18 protein-coding genes and 2 pseudogenes are annotated in these 20,080 nt (G+C 45.9%); 7 read left to right on the top strand and 13 right to left on the bottom strand.

Features of this window, described 5'->3' with window-relative positions:
• Positions 1-402, top strand: a pseudogene (locus tag PF479_RS19080) (HEAT repeat domain-containing protein); the annotation flags it as partial.
• Between the two features lie 45 nt (positions 403-447).
• Here PF479_RS19080 and gpmI read toward each other — a convergent pair.
• Both gpmI and PF479_RS19070 read right to left on the bottom strand, forming a co-directional pair.
• Positions 448-2,100, bottom strand: coding sequence for a 2,3-bisphosphoglycerate-independent phosphoglycerate mutase (gene gpmI / locus PF479_RS19075; protein ID WP_298010180.1), 1,653 nt, complete (start codon positions 2,098-2,100; stop codon positions 448-450).
• A 107-nt stretch (positions 2,101-2,207) separates the two neighbouring features.
• Entirely contained in the window at positions 2,208-2,363 is a 156-nt protein-coding gene (locus tag PF479_RS19070; RefSeq protein ID WP_298010188.1) for a hypothetical protein, read from the bottom strand.
• Between PF479_RS19070 and PF479_RS19065 the strand changes: the two genes are divergently transcribed.
• Positions 2,304-3,377 (top strand): DUF362 domain-containing protein, encoded by a 1,074-nt coding sequence (locus PF479_RS19065; RefSeq protein WP_298010185.1) that lies wholly within the window; start codon positions 2,304-2,306, stop codon positions 3,375-3,377. The two genes, PF479_RS19070 and PF479_RS19065, sit on opposite strands and share 60 nt — an antisense overlap.
• Entirely contained in the window at positions 3,378-4,244 is an 867-nt protein-coding gene (locus PF479_RS19060; protein ID WP_298010178.1) for a M28 family peptidase, read from the top strand.
• Positions 4,245-4,247: 3 nt separating this feature from the next.
• Here the strand turns inward: PF479_RS19060 and PF479_RS19055 are convergent, their stop codons facing one another.
• Complete coding sequence (locus tag PF479_RS19055) at positions 4,248-5,132, bottom strand: homocysteine S-methyltransferase family protein (protein ID WP_298010175.1); 885 nt, start codon at positions 5,130-5,132, stop codon at positions 4,248-4,250.
• Between the two features lie 178 nt (positions 5,133-5,310).
• Between PF479_RS19055 and PF479_RS19050 the strand changes: the two genes are divergently transcribed.
• Genes PF479_RS19050 through PF479_RS19040 form a run of 3 tightly spaced genes read left to right on the top strand, consistent with a single transcriptional unit; the run spans position 5,311 to position 10,222 of the window.
• Positions 5,311-5,793 (top strand): small multi-drug export protein, encoded by a 483-nt coding sequence (locus tag PF479_RS19050; RefSeq protein WP_298010172.1) that lies wholly within the window; start codon positions 5,311-5,313, stop codon positions 5,791-5,793.
• 35 nt (positions 5,794-5,828) lie between these two features.
• The gene (locus PF479_RS19045; RefSeq protein ID WP_298010168.1) at positions 5,829-7,823 is read left to right on the top strand and encodes an ATP-dependent helicase; all 1,995 of its coding nucleotides are present in this window, start codon (positions 5,829-5,831) and stop codon (positions 7,821-7,823) included.
• A gap of 44 nt (positions 7,824-7,867) precedes the next feature.
• Positions 7,868-10,222: an MFS transporter gene (locus tag PF479_RS19040; protein ID WP_298010166.1), complete on the top strand. Its 2,355-nt coding sequence runs from the start codon at positions 7,868-7,870 to the stop codon at positions 10,220-10,222.
• A 3-nt stretch (positions 10,223-10,225) separates the two neighbouring features.
• Here the strand turns inward: PF479_RS19040 and metA are convergent, their stop codons facing one another.
• The 8 genes from metA to PF479_RS19000 all read right to left on the bottom strand — a co-directional run bounded on the left by metA (position 10,226) and on the right by PF479_RS19000 (position 17,307).
• Positions 10,226-11,140, bottom strand: a complete 915-nt coding sequence (metA, locus tag PF479_RS19035; RefSeq protein WP_298010163.1) for a homoserine O-succinyltransferase — start codon at positions 11,138-11,140, stop codon at positions 10,226-10,228.
• 9 nt (positions 11,141-11,149) lie between these two features.
• Positions 11,150-11,782 carry an MBL fold metallo-hydrolase gene (locus tag PF479_RS19030; RefSeq protein ID WP_298010160.1) on the bottom strand — a complete coding sequence of 211 codons (633 nt, stop codon included), beginning with the start codon at positions 11,780-11,782 and terminating at the stop codon, positions 11,150-11,152.
• A gap of 155 nt (positions 11,783-11,937) precedes the next feature.
• On the bottom strand, positions 11,938-12,381 hold the full coding sequence (locus PF479_RS19025) for a hypothetical protein (RefSeq protein WP_298010157.1): 444 nt from the start codon (positions 12,379-12,381) through the stop codon (positions 11,938-11,940).
• Positions 12,382-12,401: 20 nt separating this feature from the next.
• Complete coding sequence (locus tag PF479_RS19020) at positions 12,402-13,415, bottom strand: FecR family protein (protein ID WP_298010154.1); 1,014 nt, start codon at positions 13,413-13,415, stop codon at positions 12,402-12,404.
• Complete coding sequence (locus tag PF479_RS19015) at positions 13,412-13,870, bottom strand: hypothetical protein (RefSeq protein ID WP_298010152.1); 459 nt, start codon at positions 13,868-13,870, stop codon at positions 13,412-13,414. Before PF479_RS19015 ends, PF479_RS19020 begins: the two co-directional genes overlap by 4 nt.
• A gap of 59 nt (positions 13,871-13,929) precedes the next feature.
• On the bottom strand, positions 13,930-15,186 hold the full coding sequence (locus PF479_RS19010) for a M23 family metallopeptidase (RefSeq protein ID WP_298010149.1): 1,257 nt from the start codon (positions 15,184-15,186) through the stop codon (positions 13,930-13,932).
• A gap of 46 nt (positions 15,187-15,232) precedes the next feature.
• Positions 15,233-16,534, bottom strand: coding sequence for a GTPase HflX (gene hflX, locus PF479_RS19005; protein WP_298010145.1), 1,302 nt, complete (start codon positions 16,532-16,534; stop codon positions 15,233-15,235).
• Positions 16,535-16,557: 23 nt separating this feature from the next.
• Positions 16,558-17,307, bottom strand: a complete 750-nt coding sequence (locus tag PF479_RS19000) for an ATP-binding protein (RefSeq protein ID WP_298010143.1) — start codon at positions 17,305-17,307, stop codon at positions 16,558-16,560.
• A gap of 181 nt (positions 17,308-17,488) precedes the next feature.
• Between PF479_RS19000 and PF479_RS18995 the strand changes: the two genes are divergently transcribed.
• Positions 17,489-18,370 (top strand): DMT family transporter, encoded by an 882-nt coding sequence (locus PF479_RS18995; RefSeq protein ID WP_298010141.1) that lies wholly within the window; start codon positions 17,489-17,491, stop codon positions 18,368-18,370.
• Here PF479_RS18995 and msrA read toward each other — a convergent pair.
• Together msrA and PF479_RS18980 are read right to left on the bottom strand one after the other, a co-directional pair.
• Positions 18,367-19,360: pseudogene (gene msrA, locus PF479_RS20880) on the bottom strand (peptide-methionine (S)-S-oxide reductase MsrA). The gene PF479_RS18995 and the pseudogene msrA overlap by 4 nt on opposite strands.
• A gap of 96 nt (positions 19,361-19,456) precedes the next feature.
• On the bottom strand, positions 19,457-20,080 hold a 624-nt coding region (locus tag PF479_RS18980), incomplete at its 5' end, for a 1-acyl-sn-glycerol-3-phosphate acyltransferase (RefSeq protein ID WP_298010135.1).

The raw sequence follows: 20,080 nt of genomic DNA, 5'->3' as shown, positions 1-20,080 counted from the left end.
TTGAACAAGCTATTCAAAGAAATGGGAGAAACCGTAGAAGAATCACTCATGGACCTTCTGGGTTCGACCAACGATCCCCAGATAAAAAAGAGCATTACAACAGTTCTGGACAGTACGGGGTATGTGGACGTGCAGATAGGAGTCCTGAAAAGCCCCTTCTCTTCCAAGCGGCTGACAGCGGCAGGGAATTTAAGCCTGATCGGATCCTTAAAGGCCTGCCGCGGGCTTATTTTAGCGGCAAGAGATATCAACCGGGACATCAGGATTCTGGCAATTCGAGCCCTGGTACAGATTCAGGAAAATACAGAGATTCTGGAAAGCCTGAAGGATGATCCCGATAAAAAAGTACGCCGCTACACTCTTTGGGCCATTGAAAGGATAAAAGCGACCAGGTTACCCTGATTTCCCTGGGGACACAAAAAAAGGACCGGAAAACCGGTCCTTTTTTTATTTCCTTTGAAGAATGCTGGCATCATAATCTTCGGGAGCTTCATAGCCCAGAAGGTTGATGGTCGTTGCCGCCAGAGAACTGATTCCCAGACCTTCCACAAGTTGTGTGGAATAGTCGCCTTTGTAATCTGCATCATAAATGATACAGGGAACAGGATTCAATGAGTGTGATGTTTTTGCCCTGGGTTTACCGTTTTCCTTAATGACCACATCTCCCGACTTATTATGCTCGAACATATCATCAGAGTTTCCATGATCAGCCGAAAGGATGAGTACACCACCCGCCTCTTCAACAGCTTTTTTCATCCGGCCGATACAAAGATCCATGGCTTCGAGGGAACAGACAACAGCCTGAAAAATACCCGTATGTCCCACCATGTCGCCATTGGGGAAATTCAGCTTGATAAGTTCATATTCTCCATCTTGAATTGTTTCGATCACCTTGTCGGTGATATCAGCACATTTCATGGCAGGTCTTTGTTCAAAAGGAACAACATCCGACAGGACTTCGACATAGGTTTCCAGTTTTTCACTGAACTTACCCGACTTGTTTCCATTGAAAAAATAAGTCATATGACCGAACTTCTGGGTTTCACTGATGGAATACTGCCTGACTCCTGTGGCCACCAGGTATTCTGCCATGGTCCGGTCGATCGCGGGGGGTGTCACCAGATACTGAGCAGGGACATGAAGGTCTCCGTCATATTCCATCATTCCCGCATATTCAACCTTGGGGACCCGGATTCTGTCAAACTTGTCAAATTCTTCACCCGATTCAAAGGCACTTGTGATCTCAAGAGCTCTGTCTCCTCTAAAGTTGAAAAGGATGACACTGTCTCCATCTTCAATTGTCCCCACGGGAACGCCGTCATCGGCGATGACAAAGGGAGGAAGATCCTGATCAATGGCATTGGTTCTTTCTCTCAGGGAAACGATGGCATCATGGGCAGAATCAAAGAGTTCTCCCTCGCCAAGAACATGAGTGGCCCAACCCTTTTCAACGATGTTCCAGTTTGCCTGATAACGGTCCATGGTAATCTGCATTCTTCCGCCGCCGGAGGCGATACGGGCCGTAAAATTATCATCAGAGAGATCGGCAAGAAAGGCTTCGGTGGGATCAAAAAAATCCAGTGCCGAAGTTTCACCCACATCACGTCCATCCAGGAGAGCATGAACACAAACGGTTTTAACACCGCCTTCTTTTGCTTTAATCACCATGGCTTTTAAATGATCCAGATGAGAGTGGACATTCCCGTCTGACAGGAGGCCGATAAAATGGATGGTTCCCTCATTCTTTTTGGCGTTATCAATGAGTTTATTCCAGGTTTTTCCCTCAAACATATGGCCTGAAGCAATTGATTTTCCAACCAGTTTGGCGCCCTGTGCAAACACACGTCCGCAGCCGATAGCATTATGACCGACTTCAGAGTTCCCCATATCGTCATCTGAAGGTAAACCGACAGCAACACCATGAGCCTTCAGTTTTGTTGTGGGACAGCTTGCCGAAAGTTCATCCAGAGTCTCGGTCATAGCCGCCTTAACAGCATCTCCTACTTCATATGTTCCGTAACCGACACCATCCATGATACACAGAACAACAGGCCCTCTTCTTTTTTCTATAAAACTATGTTTTTTAAGCGGTTCTACCACATTAATACCTCTTCACCTGAAAATTGATTTATTCTTAGGCTTAAAGATACTCTGCTGGATGAGTAAAATTCAAGTAGAGTCCTTTTATTTCCTGCACCCTCATACCCTTAAAGGGCTTGCCAGATATACCTGACTCCGCCGATAATGCTGTTATGATGAACCCCGTTGTAGCCGTCGTCTCCTGCCCCGCATATGATGCCTGTATGATTCAGGATCAGATAGAAAGTATAATCCAGTCCACTTCGTTCCCGGATGTCTTTCACAAGTCAGTTCTGCTGAAGCCTAATATGCTCTCAGGATCAGAACCGGACAAAGCCGTCACAACCCACCCTGAGTTTATAAGAGCCGTTATCAGGATACTGAAGATCCGGGGAGCTGCCCGCATCGTCGTGGGAGATTCTCCGGGTGTCGGTTCTGCCGATATCGCTGGAAAAAAGAGCGGTATCAAAGAGGTTGCGGAAGCAGAAGGGGCGGAATGGACTGTATTTCGGGAGGTCACCAGGGTTCCCTGTCCCTCAGGAAAAAAACAGAAACAGTTTTCCCTGGCTTCCATCTCTCAGGAAGTGGATATCATCATCTCTCTTCCCAAAATGAAGACTCATAAAATGATGTACTTCACAGGGGCAGTCAAAAATTTGTTCGGCTTGATTCCCGGTCTTAAAAAATCTCGGTTTCATATGAACTTTCCGGAAAAGGAAGATTTTGCTTCTATGATTGTAGACCTTTTTGATACAGTGAGGCCGGCCTATTCTCTGATGGACGGGATTGTCTCCATGGAAGGTCCCGGTCCTGGGAATGGATATCCCAGACAGACAGGCCTGATCCTGGGTTCGGATAACGCGGCGGCTCTGGACTGGACGGCTGCCGATATAATGGGCTATAAAGTTTCCTCCATTCCCATATTGCATGAAATTATGAATCGCGGCGAATGGTTATCAAAAGAAATGACCATTGAATACCCCGCACTGCATCCTGATACACTTAAAATTAAAGACTTTAAACGGATTCATATTCTTAAGGACACTGGATTTTTTAAAAAGGCCGTACCTGCCGTAGTTTATAATACCTTGAAAAATATCTACATCCCCCGTCCCTTCTTTAAAGCCTCCCCCTGTATCCTCTGTCAAAATTGTATTGAAATCTGCCCGGCAGATGCGTTGACCGCCCTCAAGGACAATCCCGGGAAAAAAATCAATATTGACTATCACTCCTGTATCCGATGCTACTGCTGCCATGAAGTCTGTCCTGTAGACGCCATCCGAATAGGCAGGTTCTGATTGAAAAACAGTTTTGATGAGCTGCTCCGACGGTTCTGTGACCTGGAATGTGACCGTTTTCTCTTTCTCACAACCCTTTTGGAATGGAAGGAGATTCCCTTTGATGTCCTTTCAGGCGGTGGTAAACACATCTTGGTCTCAACACGGGGAAGTAAACCATTTTTACAAGACCATTGCCGGAAGATTCTGGTGGCCCATTACGATAGAGTGCCCGGTAGTCCGGGGGCTAACGATAACAGTGCCGCCGTGTTTATGCTGCTCAAGCACATCGATCTTCTGATCAAGGCGGATTATTCCCATAACACCCTGATACTATTTACTGATAAAGAAGAGCTCCTGGAGGGGAACTCCATCCATGATCAGGGTGCCTGGCAGCTGGCAGAACTCTGGCCGGACAGCTATAGAGATAAGGATCTATTCATTGTTCTTGATATGTGCGGAATCGGCGATACTCTGATCTGGGGTCGGACCGCGGGGAAACTTCCCGGCATCAATCTGAGCCGGGTCAATTATATTTATGAATCTCTGAAGGATCTTCTACACCGGTACAGCCGCCGTGAAGACATGGATATCAATGATCTCTGTTCCGACGACCTTGGATTTCTTCTCCAGGGTCTGACGGCTCTTCAAATATCCCTGCTCCCCTGGAAAGAAGCCCAGGAGTGGAAAAAGAATACACCGTCACAGCTGCCGGGGAAAAAAATAGAAACTGTGGAAAATATTAAGAAATCAATACGCTCCCTCCCTGCCAGCTGGCAGATCAATCATAGCCCGGAAGACAAGGTGGGGACACTGGACCTGAAGTCATTTCAGATCATGGAATCATTTTTAAGGGATCTTTCACGCTACCAGATCCCTCTTCCCTGATTTTCAGATTCTATATTTCTCAATCTCTCCAACGATCCCTCTGATATGCTCAGGGCCGGTGCCGCAGCATCCTCCCACCACGACAACACCGGCCTTCAAAAGAGCCTTCACATGGGACGCATATTCATCGGCACCCATGGGATAGACAACCTTATTGTTTTTCAGAACAGGAAGCCCGGCATTCGCCTTTATCCACACAGGCAGACGGGAGAGAGAGCAGATTCTGGATGCCAGTTCTACATACTGATCAATTCCAGCCCCGCAATTCGCACCGACTGCGGCCGCACCATGTTCTTCCAAAACTGGTATAACTTCTTCGGGAGCATGGCCCATAACAGTCCGGAAGGAACCGTCTGGCATCAAATCATAGGTCAGAGTACAGACCACGGGTAAGCCTGTACGGTAGGCTCCTTTGAGAGCCGCCGTGAGTTCGATAAGATCGGTGAAAGTTTCCAGAAGCAGAATATCAGCTCCTCCCTCTTTCAAGGCTTCACTCTGTGAAAAAAAGACCTCTTCCACTTCCTCTTCCGAGACTTCATCCATAAAGACCATACGCCCGGTTGGTCCCATATCTCCTGCTGTTATATAAGAGCCGCCCCCGGCCTCCCGGGTCAGACGGGCGCCCTCTCTATTGATGAGGGCCATTTTTTCTTCCATACCGCGGTGCTGCAGTTTGAGGGAATTAGCTCCGAATGTATTGGTGAGTATGATCCGGCTGCCGGCCCGGGCATAGGAAGCTGCAATCTCCTGGATCTTCCCGGGATTTTCCAGATTCCAGACTTCAGGAGCATCCCCCTGATCCAGTCCGGCTTTCAGCAGCTCAGTCCCCCAGGCTCCGTCTGCAGCTACGGGGTTTTTGATAAAATCCAGAAATTCCTGATTTGTCATAGTGATACTCCCTGCATTTTTTTTTATGAAAAACAGATTTAAGTATACTTTGAATTTTCTGTATTGGAAAATCAGTATTTTCAACAAATATTCAGTTTAAAATTTGATGCCGATTCTCTTGAAAAAAAAATCAAAAGAGTGGATGCTTCGTTGAAAGAAATCCATTTTAGGAGCTCCCATGTCAGCACAAGTATGGTCCTGGACAGTATTACTATCACTTCTACCTATTTCTGAGTTACGAGGTGCCATTCCCTATGCAATGACTCAGGGAATACCCTTCTATGTAGCCTGGCCTGTCTGTGTCTTTCTCAATGCCCTGGTAGCCCCTCTTGTGTATGTCTTTCTGGCAACATTTCATAAACTCTTTTATAAATGGTCTCTTTACGCCCGTCTCTTTGATAAGATTATTGAGAATGCCCGTCATAAACTCCATGAAAAGGTAGAGAAATACGGTTATCTGGGCATTATCCTCTTTGTTGCGATCCCCCTTCCCATCACGGGAGCCTACACAGGAACCCTGGGGGCCTGGATTCTGGGCCTCTCCAGAAGGAAGACAATTTTGTGTGTTCTTATCGGTGTTATTATTTCAGGAACGATTGTGACAAGTATCATGATTTTTGGTCATGGTGCCTTTTCTTTATTCATAAAAGAAGTACACTAAAGACAACATTTTCTCATCATTAAGGATTTCCTGACATGAATTTAAACTCAATCCAACTTAACCCGGAACAGAAGCTTGCCGTCGATACTTTAAACGGCGCGCTGCTTATCATTGCCGGGGCAGGCAGCGGTAAAACCGGTGTGATTACAAGCAGAATAGCCAATATGCTGGCTCATGGGATACCTCAGTCCAATATTTTGGCACTCACTTTTACAAATAAGGCTGCCAGTGAAATGGAAGAGAGAGTCAGAAAGATTACAGGAAAAAAACTGACCAATCTGACCCTGTCTACTTTTCATGCTTTTGGTGTGAAGGTTTTAAGAGAACATTATAAAGAAATGGGCTTTCGTCCCAATTTTTCCATCTATGATACTAATGATAAAATCTCCTGCCTGAAAGAAGCCGCCCGGGAACTGAAACTCAAATATGAATATCCAGAGCTGATGGAGTTGGGAAATCTGTTTTCATCCATCAAGACGGAACGCTTAGCCTGGGACAACAGCAACGACCAGCACAAGCCCTTATATTTGGAGTATGAAGACCACATGAGAATCTACAACGCCGTAGATTTTGATGATCTTATAGTGAAACCCATCCGTCTGCTGGAAAAAAGTCCGGATATTCTTGACAAGTATCAGGAGAAGTTCCGCTATATCATGGTAGATGAGTTTCAGGATACCTCAACAATTCAATATAAAATGCTCCAGCTCCTGTCTTCAAAATACAGAAATATCTGCTGTGTAGGAGATGACGATCAATCCATCTATTCCTGGAGAGGAGCCAACTTTGGGAACATCCTTCAATTTGAAACAGACTTCCCCGAACTTATGGAAATCAAGCTGGAACGGAATTACCGTTCTACCGGGACAATCCTCAAGGCGGCCAATGCGGTTATTGCCAATAATGCGAATAGAAAGCTGAAAGAACTCTGGACAGAGTTATCCCATAATGAAATGACCATCAAACACTGCCTGCCCGAAGACGACAGGGTTGAAGCTGAGTTTATTGCCTCCACCATCGCTTCCCTGCGGATGCAGGATCACATGAAATACGATCAATTCGGTATATTGATCCGCACCAACAGCCTCTCTAAGGCTATTGAAGACGCCCTGTTGAATCATAATATTCCTTACTCCATGTCGGGGGGAACCAGTTTCTTTCAAAGAGCGGAAATCAGGGATATCATTGCCTACTTCAGAGTGATCAATAATCCTGATGATGATGTGAACTTGATGCGGATCATCAATACTCCCAGGAGGGGTGTTGGAAAAAAGGCATTGGAAACGCTGGTTAATCTTGCCCAGGACAGAGGAGAATCCATGTACTCCTCCCTCACGGCTCTTCTCTTTGCCGCGGATTCGGGAATAAGCTCTCAGCTCCGGGGTGGACTGGCTGATTTTATGGAGATCATCGAAGACTTCAAAGAGCGTTTTACCGAGTCAAAGGCCCTGGCAGCGACGGCACAGGAACTGGTAGAGGAGATTGGATACTGGGACTTTCTGCTTCATGAACACTCCAATAATGACAAAGTGGCCAAGTGGAAATATGACAACGTTGTCCTGTTCATTGAGTTTATGTCCCGCTGGGAAAAGAACCCGGATAACCTGAATCCCAGTCTGCAGAAATGGCTGAACCGGATCACTCTGGTCACTAGGGATGAAATGGATGAGGAAGATGCGGGAAAAGTAAATTTAATGACGATTCATGCATCAAAGGGTCTTGAATTTGATGTTGTGTTTCTGGCCGGGGTGGAAAGAGACATCATCCCCCATGCCAGGGCGATAGCCGAAGATCCTAAGAACATGGAAGAAGAACGGCGCCTCTTTTATGTGGCCATCACGAGAGCTCGTAAAAAACTATTCATTACGTCCTGTTTGAAGCGGAAACAGATGAGGGAAATGATCGATTCCGGCCCCTCCCCTTTTTTGCTGGAAATTCCTATAGAATTGATGGATGAGATGGTGATGGAAGTGGAAGTAGAGGATGCAGACGAAGCCAAAAAATATTTTGCCCGTCTCCCCTGGAAATAACTCTTTGATCACATCAACAGAACTTTCCCAGGAGGATATGAATATTGATTGACTACCAAGGAAAACGCATCGGATCAGTCCGGCTCGAACGCTCCCTGTTTCTCTCCCTTGTCGCCGGAGGCATGGGTTCGGTCTGGTTTATATTCTGCCAACCTCAGCAGATTCTGACGGTACTCATCAAAAATCACCTTCATGCCACGGACCAGCAGCTGGGAACCTTTGTCGCCATTCTGAATATGGCCGCGGTCTTTCACCTGGGGGCCGTGTATCTGTATTCAAAATTCAACAGAATCAAACCCATCTGGATATTAACAACCGTACTCTCACGATCTTCAGCCTTTTTCATCGCCGCTGCCGCCCTGTATGTCCATCAGGGAGGAGACAAAAGGCTGGCACTCTGGCTTGTTATGGCAGTGTCACTGATTCTTAGCTACTCCATGGGGAATGTCTCTGGCTCCGTCTGGTGGACATGGATCAGTTCTCTCATACCCGAGAAATCCAGATCAAGCTATTTTGGAAAACGATCCAGTCTGGCCCAGCTTATGAATATTGTTTTTTTCTTTTCGGCTTCATGGCTGCTGGACCACTTTACTCTGGATATATTCCTTATCTATGCCATCATTTATTTTGTGGTGGGAATTCTGGGAGTCGCCGATATTCTCATATATTTGTTTGTTCCTGAACCGGTGAATGCTCATGAAAGGCAGCCCTTCCAATGGACAAACCTGATGGAACCGGTCAAAGACAGATCCTTTCTTGTATTTTCCCTTGTTACAGGATTTTCAGTCCTCAGTATTTTCATTGCGACCCCCTTTCTGGCTCCCTACATCACCAGTCCCCTCTCTATTGGTGCCCCGAATATATGGCTGGGTATCATGTTTCTGATTTCCCAGCTCACCTGGATGGTCATCGCGCCTTTCTGGGGAATGTTGATGGATCGTATAGGGTGTAAACCCATTGTACTCCTGGGACTGCTGCATCCCCTCTGCTATCCCTTATATCTCCTTTTGACTCCGGAAAACTACATCATCTTTCTTCCCCTGATTTCCATATGGATTGGAATATTTGCTCCCGCCTTCTGGGAAGGAATTACACAGATGATGCTGGTTCTTATTCCCGCCCGAAACCGCACGGCCTATGTCGCCTGGTACTGGGCGCTCCTGGGCATGATCGGTTCCCTGGGGAATCTCCTGGGAGGAATGATCATGGGACATACAGGAAGCCTCTCCCTCACAATCTTCAGTACCCTGGGCATGACAGCCCTGAGTTTTATCATTTTCAGCGGGATCAAAGCCCCGGCCACAGCCCGGTTGAATCATGTTGTCTCCCTCATTACCACACCATCGGTCTACAGAACCTATGCCCAACTGCCGGTCTTGTCCGGGACTGTCAGACCCGACAAAGTACAGAAGGCTCTCAAAGATGTGAAAAAAAAATCAGGAGTATTGGCCTTTGAAGAGGTTGAAAGCCGTCTGGATGATCCTGAAAGAACCGTTCGGGAAGAAGCGGTCTATGCCATGGGACGGATTGGCACAATTGAGGCCAGGGATGTACTGATCAGGCATTTGAATAATCCAGAATCTCTGATCAGACCCCAAACCGCTGCGGCCCTGGGGATAATGCAGGACCTCAGTGCCATTCCCCACCTGATCGATGCTCTGTATACGGGAGATGATGAAGTGCAGGAGGAATCGGCCCTGGCACTGGGTTTACTCAGGAGTGAAGAGTCGGTCAAGGCGCTGAAGCAGATCATCCGGGAAAAAAGATCACAGAGGGTGAAAGTATCCAGTGCCCAGGGAATAGCCCAGCAGAATAAGCTGGAGGCTGTAGAGGAGATTATGAATCTTTGGGAACAAACCAGCAACGGCGTCCTCAAAAACCAGCTGTCCATCTCCCTTGGGAATATTATCGGGGAACCGGGAGGATTCTACCGCTTTATCACAGGAACCCTTGAAAACAGGGAGAAGGCCATATCCAATCTTTTTAAGGAAGTCTTTTCCAGCCTCAAGAGACTGGCCATCCTGGATTCGGGTTATGTGAGTCACATCATTAAAGACAGCCTTCCCCTGGTGGAGGAATCTTATTTTAATCGTGATTATGCTCTCAGTTTTTCAAATATGTATACCATCATTCTGAACCTGATTTTCAGAAAACTTGAAATAATGGGGTATGACGGTCTCCCTGAAAATGCGGATAGTTTTCTAAAAGACAAGGATGGACTCCTCTTTCTGGGGTCTCATCTGTATAACAGACTGGAAAGATTCCGTGTTGATGAGGGAGTGGAGCCCCAACCCACGGATATCCTGATGGGTGTCTATTTTTTGAAGTCCTATTGTAAGCGGGAGATCAGAAAAAAACCGGAGCAGCTAAAAAAAACCCTGAATCAACGGGGTTACTGATTCCTAAATATCTTCAAGATCATAGGGAGTTACCTGATAAACGTAATAATTCAGCCAGTTGGAAAACAGAAGATTGGCATGGCTGCGCCAGCTGACCCTGGGTTCTTTTGAAGGATCATCCTCTGGAAAATAATTACGAGGAATGATGGGATTCATTCCCTTGGCCAGATCTCTCTCATACTCTTCTTTCAGAGTGAGAGGATCATACTCCGAGTGTCCTGTCACAAAGATCTGTTTGCCCACTTCATCCAGGACTATGTAGATCCCGGCTTCTTCCGATTCGGAAACGATATTCAGACGGGAAATCCCCTCTATGTCCTCTCGCCTCACTTCCGTATGTCTGGAGTGGGGGGCCAGAAAATTATCATCAAATCCTCTGACTAAGGGCACATTCTTATCATTCAGCTGATGGTTGAACACACCGGAGATTTTGGTGTCTGTGGGGTGTTTTCTCACTCCGTAATGATAATAGAGTCCTGCCTGGGCGCCCCAGCAGATATGAAGAGTCGATGTCACCTTTGTTTTGGACCATTCCAGGATAGATTTGATCTCATCCCAGTAATGAACTTCTTCAAACTCCATGGTTTCCACGGGTGCACCGGTGATTATCATACCGTCATATTTTCTGGATTTCACCTCATCAAAGGTTTTATAAAAAACCTGTAAATGTTCTTCCGGAGTATTACGGCTGGTATGTGTTGAAGGCTGGATCAAGTCCACTTCCACCTGAAGAGGACTATTGGATAAGAGGCGGAGCAGATGGGTTTCCGTTGTTATTTTGAGAGGCATCAGATTCAAAATCAGGATTCTCAGAGGTCGGATATCCTGATGCATGGCCCTGGTTTCTGTCATGACAAAGATATTCTCTTTATTCAGAATATCTGTTGCCGGAAGTTTATCGGGTATTCTTACAGGCATAAAACCCTCCTATGCTGTAATAAAGGGATTACTGATTTTTTCCTTACCCACAAGAGTTGATGATCCATGTCCCGGGTAGAGGATTGTTTCATCGGGAAGAGTATAAATTTGATTGAGGATGGATCTTTTCAAGGCTTCACTATCACCACCGGGCAGGTCTGTTCTGCCCACAGAACTGTCGAAGATAACATCTCCTGTAAAACAGCAGCCTCCATCAGGAAAATAAAAGATAAGAGAACCGGGACTGTGGCCGGGGGTATCTCTCACTTCGATTCTCATTCCACAGAGATTTAACGATTCATCATGGCTCAATTGATTGTCCACTTTACCCGGAGTAAAATTTATACCCGAGAGAGACATGGCTTTCTGAATCTCAGGATTCTCGATGGGTTCAATCGCATCTTTATGGGCGTATACGGGAACTCCCAGGTCTACAAATTTGTGTACATCCAGAATGTGGTCCCAGTGAGGATGGGTTATCAGAAGGGCTTTCAAGTTCCACCCATTCTTTTCAATTTCTTCTTGAATAACAAAAAAAGCTTCGGGACCGGCATCCACTGCGATAATTTCTTTAGATTCTTTATTTATGATGAGGTAGGCATTGGTCTCTAAGGGACCTGCCGGCAGTATTTCAATATCCACGTGATGCTCCTGGTGATAATCAACTGAATCAGCAATTCAATGCTGTTTCAGGAACATCAGAATATCATAAAAAGGGGGAGAATGAACAGAGGATTGATTAGGGTTGTATAAGTAAATTAGTAATATTTGCCGCTGATTTCTCAGCGGCAAATATTTTATTCAGATAAGACTTTTATGGGCAAAGCATTAGTTCCAATTGTAATAATCATTTCCAAAATCTTCCAGTCATCCCCATCCTGCCTCATTACTGCGGCATATGTGCCATCATCACTGGTATTATTGTGAGAAAAGGAACCAACAGCATTCTTATCATCTCCTGATCCATCTTTTACAACAGCTGTCCCAAAATCAAAGGGGGCATTTGCATCTGAAAAAAGACCGGCATTTAAGACTGTAGAGTCTTTATAGGTCGCATAACTATCCATTTCTGGATGAAAGTGCTTATATAAATTTACATAATCACCAGAATCCAAAGTCGATTCAAAATCATTTATTCTGTCATTGATCAGAACTGTAGGATCCTCTTTGACAAGGTCACAGCCAAAGAAAATAAATACCAGAAATAAAAGCCCGGCTACTTTCATAATATTTTTATACATAATCAACTCCTTGAAAATTTCTATTCTATATCTGCTTCAACAAGGTAGGGGACAATTCTTGTTTCATAAATATCCACAAACTGAAGATAGGCATTCATAAAATCCAGATAATCGGGATCATCCTGTTTCAAAATATACCTTGTTTTCATCTCCACAAACATGGTTCCAATAACATACCTTCTAAGAGACATAGATGAAACAGCATAATAGCGTACATTATGTTTTAATCCTGTAACCTTTATTTCCTCAGGAAATACGGTCTCGTTATAAAATGATTTTCGATCATCATCTCCCATGGCTTTCATTTTCACTCTTAAATCATCCAGAGCAACTTTCTGAGCCTGAAACAAGGCCTCAAACTTATCTGCTTCATTGGCATATTCAACCAGCTGGTCGACCAGCAGGAAGACAGTGGTGGCTGGATTACTCAGAAAAGTCTCTTCCGATTCGGCTTTGAATGCAGAATAATCCACCTTGCCCCGCAAGACTTCAAAGACTTCTCCGGGAGCCTGTCCGGCTTTGACCCTGACCCCTTCTTCGGCCCCCAGCTGCACTTCTTCACCCTTGGAGCTGACAAAGACACTGCCTTCATCCACGACATAGAGGGCGGAGCCGTCAATACCGGCCATTACAGTGAACTCGGTTCCCCTCAGCCCGCAAACGGTGGAAGGAGTAGAAATACTCGGTTCCTCTTCCTTCATGGTCTTGGTAAACTTATATCCTGCCGAACCTAAAACGAGCTGAAAACTATTTTGACTTCCCCTATCGGTCTGTACAGATGATATTTTGAAAATAGACTCTTCATTGACCCTTACCAGGGAACCATCTTCCAACTCAAGCTCTGCGTAGCCGTCATAACCGGTGATAATTGAATCTCCAGTCTCCACGGGCATACCGATATCAGCATATTCCAGTCCGCCTGAGGCGGGCTTTAAATCAACGATTCCGTCTATAAAAACTATCTCCCCCTGAAGAGAGAAGAGAGGGGCCATCACCAGGGTGGTGAATAGGAGGAAGAAAAGTATTTTTTTCATGCTTTCACCCCTTTCCATGCCATTATGGAAACCCTGCCTTTCTTTTCAGATCTGAGGATCATATAAACCTTCCGTCCCGAGGCATTGATTTCAACAAAAACATCTTCCTCAGAAAGAATATTTTTGAAATAAGTCTTTATTTCCCAGGATTCGGAGAAAAGAGCCGCATCACCCGCTTGTACAGGCCGCTGTTGCTGAATGACTGGAGCATCGAGGAGATACCCTGCTTTTATCAGACCAGTCCATAACAGACGGAGCTGAGATTCAGAGGCCAGGATTTCACTGTCAAAAATAAAAGGAAGTGCCGACGAATCAATGAGGACTTCCGCCTGACCACTATTCAGGTTTTCAATGATTGTCATTGTATCATCATCACTGATACCGGGTTTAAATCCTGCACAGGATGCCAACAGAGCCAATACCATGACTAATAAGAGAGGTTTTAAACATTTCATGACTTAATTATATCTCTCCGGCCAGTACAAAACAATATGTTCATTAATTTTTATCCCGGTCAGGGAAGAGAAGATCTGTAACTGCTGAGCATATTCTGATACAGTCTGGCTTCTTCTCCTGCCAGGGTGTGGCCTGGAGGGAATTTTAATAGGGCCGGATTGATCTGCCGACGGTTATAGCGGACCTCGTAGTGAAGGTGTGGACCTGTAGACATGCCTGTCGTTCCGACATAACCAATAACCTGTCCCTGATCCACGACACTGCCCCTGCGGATTCCCCGACCAAAGGCGGACATATGGGCATAAAGAGTGATATAGGAATTTACATGACGTACAACTACATGGTTCCCGTAGACCTCATTGTATCCGGCATAGGTCACTGTCCCATCTCCGGAGGTCTTAATGGGCGTCCCGCGGGGAGCGCCGAAGTCCATGCCTTTGTGAACTGAATTATATCCCGAAATGGGACTGACCCTGGGGCCGTAACCCGATGTGATATAGGCACCATTGATCGGTGTTTTAAGGAGTGTTTTACGAACGGTCTGACCCTCGGGATTGTAATAATCGACCTTGCCCTTCGAGTTCTCATAGCGGAAAATGGATAGGTCCTGCCCACCAGTCTTCAATGTTGTGTATAAAATATTTCCCGTATCTACCGGGTTGCCCTCTTCGTCATAGAGTCGTTCAAATGTCACATGCAGCTGATCACCCCGCTGGATGTCCCGTTGAAAGTCCACATCAAAGGAGTAAAGCTGTATGAGATCCATGATGATATTTTCGGGAATGTCCTGTTTCAGGCAGGAGGCATATAGGCTGGAATCCACCACGGCATCAATGGATGAGGGATAGGTCTGCAGTCTCTTATACTTCTCGGTCACATTAAATCCGGAACTGTCCGAGCGGTTGACCAGAATGTCTTTATCAATAGATACAGGAATCATGATTCCGGCGAAATAATTGTTTTCGTAATGGAGCTCCACCTTCTGTCCGGCACGGAGGCGTCTCAGATTAATAACATCCTTGACCGCCTCGATGACAGCCGAACTGTCATTGGAAGTTATCCCGTTATCTTCCAGATGAAGAGATAAAGAACTACCGGATCTGATGAAGGTATCTTTGACTTCCAGAACCACAGGAGGAATGGTTTCAATGACAGAAACTGATGAGAGGGATATGCTGGTTTTTTCAATATATCCGGCAGTGGCCTGTGTATTTTTTGATATGGTCAGCTGAAATATCAGTGCAGCAAAAATAATGAGTGTAAAAATGGCTGGCCGCCAGTTTTTCAGGATCTTGGTGGAGCGAAGTGGTCCCATAAATTGTTCATCGGCAGATTCTAACAAAGGTATTACCCCGGAGTTTTCAGTCTTTTATATATTCTGAAAGCATCTTTTGGTCCTTTGCTGAAAGGATGGCTTCCAATCGTATTCCCTCATCCTCATACTCTTCATTCATGACGACACTGTTACGGCGTATATAGGCCACTATATCCCACTTATCAGGGGGAATCAACAAAGTTTTTACAGGGAGCTCTGCTTCCAGAACTTCCTGAATCCCCATTTCCAGTTTTTCCTTTCCAAAACCGGTCTTAGCCGACAGCATCACCACCGTATGATCCTCATTATTCAAAAAGTGATGGAGTTCATCAGGATCATCCAGTTTATCCGTTTTGTTGAATACGATTAGGACCGGTTTGTCCCCGGCACCTAATTCATTCAGGACCTCTTCGGTCACCTTTCTATGCTCCCGCCATTCAGGACTGCTGATATCGATAACATGAATGATGGCATCCGCCATGACAGCTTCTTCCAGGGTTGATTTAAAAGCCTCTATCAGATTATGAGGGAGTTTCCGAATAAAACCGACCGTATCAGTGATGACAACCTGCCGCCCACCGGGGAGATGAACACGTCTGGAGGTAGGGTCTAAGGTGGCAAATAACTTATCTACCGTCAGAACATCCGCTCCGGTCATCATATTGAGAATGGAAGATTTACCTGCATTTGTATATCCCACGATGGAAAGGGTGGGAACAGGAAGAGAACGGCGTTTCTTGCGCTGGGTTTCCCTGTTCTTACGGACTTGAACCAATTCTTTTTTCAAAGAGGCGATCTTGGTCAGCACCATCCGATGGTCCGTTTCCAGCTGGGTTTCACCCTTCCCTCTGGTTCCCTTTGCACCGCCTCGCTGACGTGAGAGATGTGTCCAGGCTCTTGTCAGACGGGGCAGACTATACTGCATCCTCGCCAGGGCAATCTGAAGCACTGCCTCACGGGTCGAAGCCCTTTCGGCAAAGATATCCAGAATGACTTCTTCCCTGTCGATGACAGCAATATTCATATCCCTTTCCAGATTTCTCTGCTGTGAAGGAGAAAGATCGTAATCAAATATCACAAGATCGGCCCGGGCTTCCTGAACCAGGACGCTTATTTCCGCCAACTTACCCTTACCCACCAGAGTCCGGGGACTGGTCTTCCGAAGTTTGACCATCATGGTTTCTACAGGAGGAATGCCCATGGTTTCAACCAGGCTCATCAGTTCATTGAGATGATTTTCGGCTTCGATCGCACTATCGCCCTCATCCTGTATACCAATTAAAAGGGATCGTTCACATTTGAGGGAAAGTATATCCCGTTCTTCCAGTCGTTCAAATACAGGTTCCAATAAAGCCTCCCGAGTTGCCGTTATTATGACTCCGAATCTTCCTCATTGTCCAGCAGGGTATAGGGCATATATCGATGGACAGGATTGCACATGGCTTCAAAAATATTATCTTTCACCGAACTGCCCTCTTCGGCGGCAATGGCTTCAATGACTCTGCGGGCATCAAGCCTGGTGGAAGTTGTTCCGAACTGACAGACCGCCGCTGCTTTCAGGAGGTCCTTCTTAATCGAGAAGTCGATAATCTCCTGTTCTTTGACATAGGCTAAGGGGCGGATCACTGTAAAAGGATATTTATCATATTTGAGTTTAGGCAGCATGGTTGAGAGTTCGGATTTATGCATCATATTCATAAAAAAAGTTTCCAGAATGTCATCCATATGATGACCCAGGGCAATCTTATTGTAGCCATTCTCACCTGCATAGCGCATAAGCTCCATTCTCCGTTGAGTAGAGCACCAGTAGCAGTTCATGGATTTCCCCGGTTTCAATCTTGCCATAATGGGGACTTTTACGGTTTCAAAAGGGACACCCCACTCTTCCATCAGCTGAGCCATAACCGGTGATTTTCCACAGCCCGGAAAGTCACCTTCAATGTGAACAGCCCCCAGTTCAAAAGGGATGGGAAAACCTTCTTGTTTGTGACCCATGAAGTAGGACATGGCAAGAGAATCCTTACCTCCGGAAACAGCCAGAAGAATTTTATCTCCCGGTTCTATGAGTTTGAACCTGAAAATGGCCTTATCTATCTTGCGGGAGAGCGTTTTTGAAGACATCCTGTAACCATTCCTATTTATGATAATTTGAGTCACCTATACTACATCCCGCTGGAGAGAAGCTCAATCCCCGGAAGAAGCTGCTCCTGAAGGTTCTATTCAAAAAACACAGGATCTGCTATTTTTCAATTGGTTCAAACAGTCGATACCCCCCTCTGTTTTCTTATTGAAGGAGTTCCTAATGTATAGTGGTGAAATCGCCGCTCTTCTGACAACAATCTGCTGGATGGTCTCGGCTCTTTCATTTGAAGCCTCAGGAAAGAGGATCGGCTCCCTTCCGGTGAATATAATAAGACTCGTTCTAAGCGTCTTATTTATGGAAATATTCCTTGTTGTGACCAGGGGAGTCTGGCTTCCTGTCATTCCGGAGGATGGTTCCTTCTGGCTGATGTACTTCTCAGGGTTTGTGGGATTCTTTATCGGAGACATGCTTCTATTCCGCTCTTATGTCGAAATCGGTTCCCGTGTAGCCCTGCTCATTCTGAGCTTTGTTCCTCCCATCACAGCCCTTCTGGAATGGATTGTCATGGGTCAGCTTCTGTCACTCCAGGGCTGGATCAGCATGGTCATCACTCTGACGGGAATCCTTATCGTTCTACTGAACAAAGAATCAAACAGGGTCAAGCTTAAACATCCCATTAAAGGGATTCTCCTGGCTTTTGGGGGCACCCTGGGCCAGGCAAGCGGGATGATACTCAGCCGTTCGGGGATTGGCAGCGCCGACCCTGTACAGGCGACACAGATAAGGGCTCTCGCCGGTCTGACAGGTTTTATCCCCCTCTTTTTTATACTGGGAATATGGCCCAAAGTATTCAAGGGTTTTCAGGACAAGACCGCGATGGCTCAACTCTCTCTGGGAGCGCTCTTCGGTCCCTTTCTGGGAGTCGCACTCATGCTCTTTGCCATGCAGCACACAACAGCCAGCATCGTATCCATCATTACCGCCCTGGTTCCTGTCGTGGTCATTCCCCCATCGATCATCCTGTTTAAAGATAAACTAGGATTGAGAGAGATCATCGGCTCCTGCATTGCCGTTGTGGGTGTGGTCATCCTCTTTCTTTAGTCAAAGAGGGATCGGAACTCCCCGTATCCTGCAGGTTCCAGTTCATCCACAGGGATAAACCGGAGGGATGCCGAATTGATGCAGTAGCGCCGCCTGCCGGGGAGCGGACCATCATCAAAAAGGTGCCCCAGGTGAGCATCTCCGGTGGAACTTCGGACTTCCGTCCTCACCATATGATGAGAACGGTCCTTTTTCTCCACGACCCTATCCGCCTCCAATGCCGATGAAAAACTGGGCCAGCCGCATCCTGAATCAAATTTATCTCTGGAACTGAAAAGAGGTTCTCCTGTGGTGATGTCCACATAGAGTCCTTCTTCATGATTGTTCCAGTACTCGTTGTTGAAGGCTCTTTCTGTGGCATTCTTCCGGGTCACATTAAACTGCAGCTCAGTCAGTTTTGCCTGCAGTGTTTTATCGTCAGGTTTTTGCCATTTATTATGATCATCCTTCATCTTTGACGGCTCCCCAGTGAATTTCTAGAAATTGATCCCTTCCCGACTGACTTCGATAGGCTTTATACCGGTTTTCTGATTTTCTATGATATTCCTGATGATATTCCTCGGCCTCATAAAAAGGAGATGCCGGGAGGATTCCAGTGACAATGGGTTTGTTAAAACGCCCGCTTGCTTCCAGTTCTTTTTTAGAAGTCTCGGCTAAAACTTTTTGCTCGTCATTAAAATAAAAAATAGCCGTTTTATACTGACTTCCTTTGTCATAGAACTGACCTGCCGGATCTGTGGGGTCAATCTGACGCCAGAAAATATCGAGGAGACGGGAATAGGATATTTCATCAGGATTATATTTGATGCGGACCGCTTCGTAGTGACCTGTTCGTCCAGTACAGACCTCTTCATAACCTGGATTGGCTGTCTGACCGCCACAATAACCCGAACGGACTTCAGTCACACCTTTCAGAGCGGTAAACGGACCTTCCATACACCAGAAGCAGCCCCCAGCAAATACTGCAAACTCATAGGACTGATTTGTCATGGGATTCATATTGACCTCCCTTCATACATTTGTAATTCCATAATAATTCAAAATGCGGGGAGGTTCAAATTTATTATGACGAATAAAGAGAAACTCTCACACCAACTTTTTTAAATATTCCGGTTCCACTGAGGTCTTTCCTTTATAAGCGCCATGATATTTTTCAGGCATTAATTTGGCGATTTCGACCATTACCTCGTCGGCAATCTGCTGCCTGACCCTGGAATCGGACTTTACACCCTCAGGAAGGGATATTTCCACCGGATCTCCGACACGGATCTTAAAAGGAGTCCTTTTCAATTTCTTTATATTAGAAATGAAATTCTCTCCTCCCCAGTGGGCCATGGGAATAATGGGAGCATTTCCTTTCTGTGCAAACATAATGACCCCGGCTTTTCCTTCACCCAGCACGCCTGTTCCGCTTCTGGTTCCTTCCGGTGCGAGGCAGAGGAAATCTCCATCTTCAAGAACTTTTACACAATTTTTCATTCCCTGAATGTCTATGGTATCTCTTTTAATGGGAAGGACCTCCCAGAGATTCATAAGAAAGGCCGTGAATTTCTTATCCCAAAGCTCTGATTTAGCCATGGCGATGGTCCGGCGTGGTCTCATAAAAATGTAGAAAATAGGGGCTTCGAGAAAACTGATATGGTTGATGATAAGGATATAAGGGCCCTTTGCAGGAATCCGGTCCATTTCGGATGTATCAATTTTGCAGGT

Origin of the sequence: Oceanispirochaeta sp., from assembly GCF_027859075.1 — a bacterium.
Taxonomy (GTDB): domain Bacteria; phylum Spirochaetota; class Spirochaetia; order DSM-2461; family DSM-2461; genus Oceanispirochaeta.
Note: the sequence above shows the minus strand (reverse complement) of the source record. Positions and strands in the feature narration are given on the sequence as shown.